This window comes from Streptomyces sp. PA03-1a (assembly GCF_033792805.1).
In the GTDB taxonomy this organism is placed as follows: domain Bacteria; phylum Actinomycetota; class Actinomycetes; order Streptomycetales; family Streptomycetaceae; genus Actinacidiphila.
Genome location: NZ_JARAVO010000393.1, coordinates 1 through 5,036, shown reverse-complemented (window position 1 = coordinate 5,036; position 5,036 = coordinate 1). Strand labels below are relative to the sequence as shown.

Annotated in this window: 4 protein-coding genes; all 4 read left to right on the top strand. The window is 72.9% G+C overall.

Features of this window, described 5'->3' with window-relative positions:
* Window positions 1–261: hypothetical protein (locus PV341_RS43730; RefSeq protein WP_500360824.1), on the top strand; the 261-nt coding region annotated here is incomplete at its 5' end.
* Window positions 262–729: 468 nt separating this feature from the next.
* A complete protein-coding gene (locus PV341_RS43725; RefSeq protein ID WP_500323429.1) occupies window positions 730–1,383 on the top strand; it encodes an FMN-dependent NADH-azoreductase in 654 nt (217 codons plus the stop codon).
* Window positions 1,384–1,565: 182 nt separating this feature from the next.
* Window positions 1,566–1,847: a hypothetical protein gene (locus PV341_RS43720; RefSeq protein ID WP_500360822.1), complete on the top strand. Its 282-nt coding sequence runs from the start codon at window positions 1,566–1,568 to the stop codon at window positions 1,845–1,847.
* A 47-nt stretch (window positions 1,848–1,894) separates the two neighbouring features.
* On the top strand, window positions 1,895–4,771 hold the full coding sequence (locus PV341_RS43715; protein ID WP_500360820.1) for a SpoIIE family protein phosphatase: 2,877 nt from the start codon (window positions 1,895–1,897) through the stop codon (window positions 4,769–4,771).
* The last annotated feature ends 265 nt before the right edge of the window (window positions 4,772–5,036 follow it).

The window sequence follows — 5,036 nt, the reverse complement described above, 5'->3', positions numbered from 1 at the left end:
TCCCCCACCCGTGCCGCCAGCGGCACACCGAAAGACCCGGAGACCACCATGCCCATCCCGACGACGAAGTCCGGCGGCCTGCTCAACAACGCCTTCGTGGCGGTACGGCGCCTGCAGACCCCGGCCACCACCTCCGGTACCGGACGGCACCGCGGCCGGCCCGCCGGTGAGCGCATCACCTCCATCGGCGTCCGGGGCATGGGCGCCCACCGCCGCCCGCTCGATGCCCCCGACTCCGGCGACACGGCCGCCCAGGCCTGAACACAGCCGGCGCCGCCCCACCCAAGACCTCACCAACCCGCCTGCACCTGCACCTGCACCTGCACCTGCGCCGGATCGACCCCAGAGGGAACAACCAACTCCGCTGCCCCGGAGATGAGTTGGCCGCGCGTCCGCCGCGCACACCGCGCGCCCCGGCACCCCTCCATGGAAAACCGCCCAGGCTCCCCGTCCTGACTCCTCCGGACCGGGGAGCCTTCGGCGTGCCGCCGCACTCGCGGTTCGACTCCCCTTCCACCGAAGGCACTTCACCGCCCCATGGCCGGGTACTTACCAAAAGTTAGCGGCTAATCCCCTCTTTGGCCCGCGGGGCCAGGGTGCATCACGGTGGAGCCGTGGGACCCGCACCTCGCACCCCCCGGCGACGCGGGCCACCGGGCTCCCCGGCGCCATGACGCCGGGGAGCCGCCCCACGGGGACACGCACACGTCTGACGCACCTGGAACTCACATGGCAACCCTGCTGCACCTCGACTCCTCCCTCCACCCGGGCTCCGACTCCCGCTCCCGCACCGTCGCGCTGACCTTCCGCGACGCATGGCAGGAGCAGCACCCGGACGGCACCGTGGTCTACCGCGACCTCGCCGCGGACCCGCTCCCCCACCTCGACGTGCACGGCTTCTCCGCCGCCTTCGTCGACGCCCCGTCGCACACCCCCGAACAGGCGGCGGCCTTCGCGGGCCGTCTGGCCCTGATCGAGGAACTGGAGAAGGCCGACGCCGTGCTCCTCGGCGCCCCGATGTACAACTTCACGATCCCGTCGACGCTCAAGAGCTGGATCGACCACGTGCTCATGGTCGGACGCACGACCGGTGACACCTCCAGCGTGAAGGGCGTGCCGGTGACCGTCATCGCCAGCCGCGGCGGCTCCTACGCTCCGGGCACCCCGCGGGAGTCCTCCGAGTACGTGCAGAACTACCTGCGGTCCATCCTCGGCGAGTACATGGGCCTGGACCTGGACTTCATCGTCCCCGAACTGACCGCTGCGGCCTCGAACCCCGCCATGGCCGAGCTCGTCCCGCTGGCCGAGGCCTCGTGGACCCGGGCACTGGAGGACGCGACCACCAAGGGCAAGGAAGTCGCGCAGCGCGTCGCAGCCGCCTGACCCCGGGCCGTGTCCTGCCCGCACCGGGCGGGACACGGCTCCCCCGCCCCTGCCTGGTACCGGGAGGCATAGGAACAGCGTTCCGTGGCCGGCGCGGCCGCGGTGACGCAACCTTGGCCGTGTCCGGCACACTTCGCACGGCCGCGCTCCGCGGTCACCCCCGCCCCGTTCGGAAGACGCCCATGAGCAACCAGACGACCTCCCGTCGCCACGCCGCCGTTCCCCACGGCCCCGCCGGCCCCGACGCCGCCTCCGGCCCGCTGGAGTCCGGCATCGACGGTCTGGCGCACCTGGTCGACGACCTCGCGCACGCGATGGCCACGACACCGGAGGCCCTCCTCGCCGGCATGCCGGACGACGTGCTGAACGCCCTCTTCCTCCTGCACGTCCAGGAGGCCCCGGGCCACGCCCCGCCCCCCGGCGGCCCCGGGGAGCCCGAGCGGAACCGGACCACCACGGAGTAAGGCCTGCCTCGCCTGCCAGCTTTGCTCCATAAATGTACATTTACATCGTGAACGACCGATTGGCGCTCCTCGCCGATGTGGAGAAGGGCATCGGTGAGGGCGAGGTGCTCCGGCTCGCGCTGCAGCACGCGGTCGCCGAGCTGGACGGGCTGGGCGGCGCGGTCCACCTGTGCGGGCCGATGTCGGCGCTGCGCCTGGTGTCCACGGTCGGGCTGTCACCGGGGTACGTACGCCCCTGGGAGATCATCGACCAGGAGAGCCCGGCGGTCCCGGCGCGCGCCGTACGCCGGCACGGCCGCGTGTGGGCGGCCGACGGATCGGCCGACGCAGGACGGCCCGGGACGGCGAAGGGATGGCCCGGCACCGGGCTGGCCTCCGTGGCCCTGTCCGACGGGGTGAGTTCGGTGGGGTCACTGACCGTCGTCACCGGCTCGGCCGGGGAGCCCACCGAGGAGCAGTGGCGGTTCCTCGAGGCGGTGACCGCCTGGGCCCAGGAACGCGTGGACCAGGCGCCGCCCCCGACCCGCCCCACGCACGAGGAACCCAGCGGCAGCCGGCTGCGGCAGGCGCTGAAGGCCGTCGAGGTGGGCACGTGGGACTGGAACATCCGCACCGGCGAACTCGCCTGGGACGACGCGGCCATGGCCGTCTACGGGACCGACCCCTCCGAGTTCGTGCCCCGGGTCGAGAGCTGGATGAAGGTCGTCCACCCCGACGACCTGCGGTGGACGCTCGCCACCGCCGAGAGGGCGATCCGGGACCGGGGTGTGTTCGAGGCCGAGTACCGGGTGCGCCGCCCCGACGGGAGCTACGGCTGGACCGAGACCCGCGCCAAGGTGGTCCTGGACGACAGGGGCGAGCCGTACCGGATGATCGGCACGGCGTGGGAGAGCAACGAGTCGCGGTCCGCGCGTGACGCGCTGAGCCGCGCCCTGCGGTACATGAGCGACGGCTTCCTCTCCGCGGACGAGGACTGGCGCATCACCTTCGTCAACCTGGAGGCCGAGGACGTGCTCGGCTCCTCCGAGGAGGAGCTGTTCGGCCGGGTGCTCTGGACGCTGCCGTCGCTGCGGCAGATCCCCGGCCTGGAGTCGCGCTGCCGGGAGGCCGCGGCCAAGGCGGCGCCCACGAGCTTCGACGTACGGATGCCGGACACGGGCTCCTGCTACCAGGTCCGGCTGGTCCCGCTGCCCGACGGGGTGACGCTCTACTTCACCGACGTCACCGACCGGCGCAGGCACGAAGCCGAGCGCGCCGCCGCCGAGCGCGCGGCGGGCGAACGCGCGACCCGGATCGCCGAACTGACCGCGGCCCTCGCCAAGGCGACGACCTCGCGCGACGTGGTGGACGCCGTCGCCCAGCGCGTCCTGCCGCCGTTCGGCGCCACCGGGCTGCTGGTGCAGGCGCTCGAGGACGGCAGGGCCTACAACGTGGGGTCCGTCGGCTACCCGCAGGCCTTCCTCGACAACCTCCAAGGCCGCCCCCGGGGTGCCAAGGACCCGGTGTGGGACGCCATCTCGACCAGTGGACCGGTGTTCGTCTCCTCCGCCGAGGAGTACGCGGCGCGGTACCCGGCCATGGCCGACCGCCCGCACCTGACCGGGAAGGGGTCCTGGGCCTTCCTGCCGCTGACCGCCTCCGGGCTCACCTTCGGCGTCTGCGTGGTCGCCTTCGACCAGCCGCGGCGCCTGACGGACGAGGAGCGCACCCTGCTGAGCGCCATCAGTGCCCTGGTGGCCCACGCCCTGGAACGCGCGCGCCTGTACGACGCCGAACACACCCGTTCCCGGGAACTGCAGAGCGCGCTGCTCCCCCAGGAGCTGCCCGCGCTGCCGTCGTGCACCCTCGCCGCCCGCTACCTGCCGACCGAGCAGGGCGCGGACGTCGGCGGCGACTGGTACGACGTGATCCCGCTGTCCGCCGGCCGGGTCGCCTTCGTCATCGGCGACGTGATGGGCCACGGCCTGTCCGAGGCGGTCACCATGGGACGCCTGCGCACGGCCGTCCACACGCTGGCCGGTCTCGAACTGCCCCCCGACGAGATCATGGGGCACCTCAACGACATCGTCGGCGGACTCGGCGCGGACTCCTACGCCACCTGTCTCTACGTGCTCTACGACTCGACCACCGGCACCTGTTCGGTCACACGCGCCGGCCACCCCCCGCCCGCGGTCGTCCATCCGGACGGGACCGTGCGCTTCCCGAAGGCGGCGCCGAACCCGCCCCTGGGGGCCGCGGAGCAGCCGTTCGAGAGCGTCGAGCTGCAGGTCCCCCGGGAGAGCCTGCTCGTGCTGTTCACCGACGGGCTGGTCGAGTCCTCCGAGCGCGAGATCGACGAGGGCCTGGGCGATCTGGCGCGCCTGCTGGCCGACGCGGACGCCGAGGACCTGGGGGCGCTCTGCGACGCCCTCATTTCCAGGCTGCTCCCGGTCGGGCGGACCACAAGCGACGACATCGCGCTCCTCGTCGCCCGCGTCCACGCGCTCGACCCCGAGCGGATCGCCTGCTGGCCGCTCCCCGAGGACCCGCGGGCGGCGGGGATGGCCCGCGGGCACGTGCGGGAGCAGTTGTCCGCGTGGGGTCTGGAGGAGCTGACGCCGACGACGGAGCTGCTCGCCAGTGAGCTGGTGGGGAACGTCGTCCGCCACGGGAAGGGCCCGATGACGCTACGGCTGCTGCGGGACATCGACCTGGTCTGCGAGGTCTCCGACGACAGCCTGACGATGCCCCGCATCCGCCACGCCTCCGAGACGGACGAAGGGGGCCGGGGCCTCCAGCTCGTCGCCTCCCTGTCCCAGCGGTGGGGCACCCGCTACACCCCGAACGGCAAGTGCATCTGGACGGCGCAGCAGCTGCCGGATCCCGACGCCGGCGTGCCGCTCCCGGAGCCGTTCGACGTGGACGCCGTTCCGCCCCTCGACTGACCGGCCCTCCAACTCCCCCCGTGGGCGGCGGTGTCGGTGGGTAGGTGGCCGCCCGGGCCGGCCTCATGGGGCATGGTGTGACACGTCTGTGACAGTCGGCGGACGGGGTCATGACGTCGCAGCGCGAAGGTGGTTCATAGAGGGCAAAACGCCCCAATCGGACATCCATCTCCTGCTACCGAGGGCGTGAGCAGGGACCGCAGCCGCCGAACCGCCGAAGGACACCACCATGAGCTCCGCACCCACCACGCCCCAGGCCGACACC

Coding starts and splice junctions, on each gene's coding strand:
- PV341_RS43725 (WP_500323429.1), top strand. CDS start 730: ATGGCAACCCTGCTGCACCTCGACTCCTCCCTCCACCCGGGCTCCGAC.
- PV341_RS43720 (WP_500360822.1), top strand. CDS start 1,566: ATGAGCAACCAGACGACCTCCCGTCGCCACGCCGCCGTTCCCCACGGC.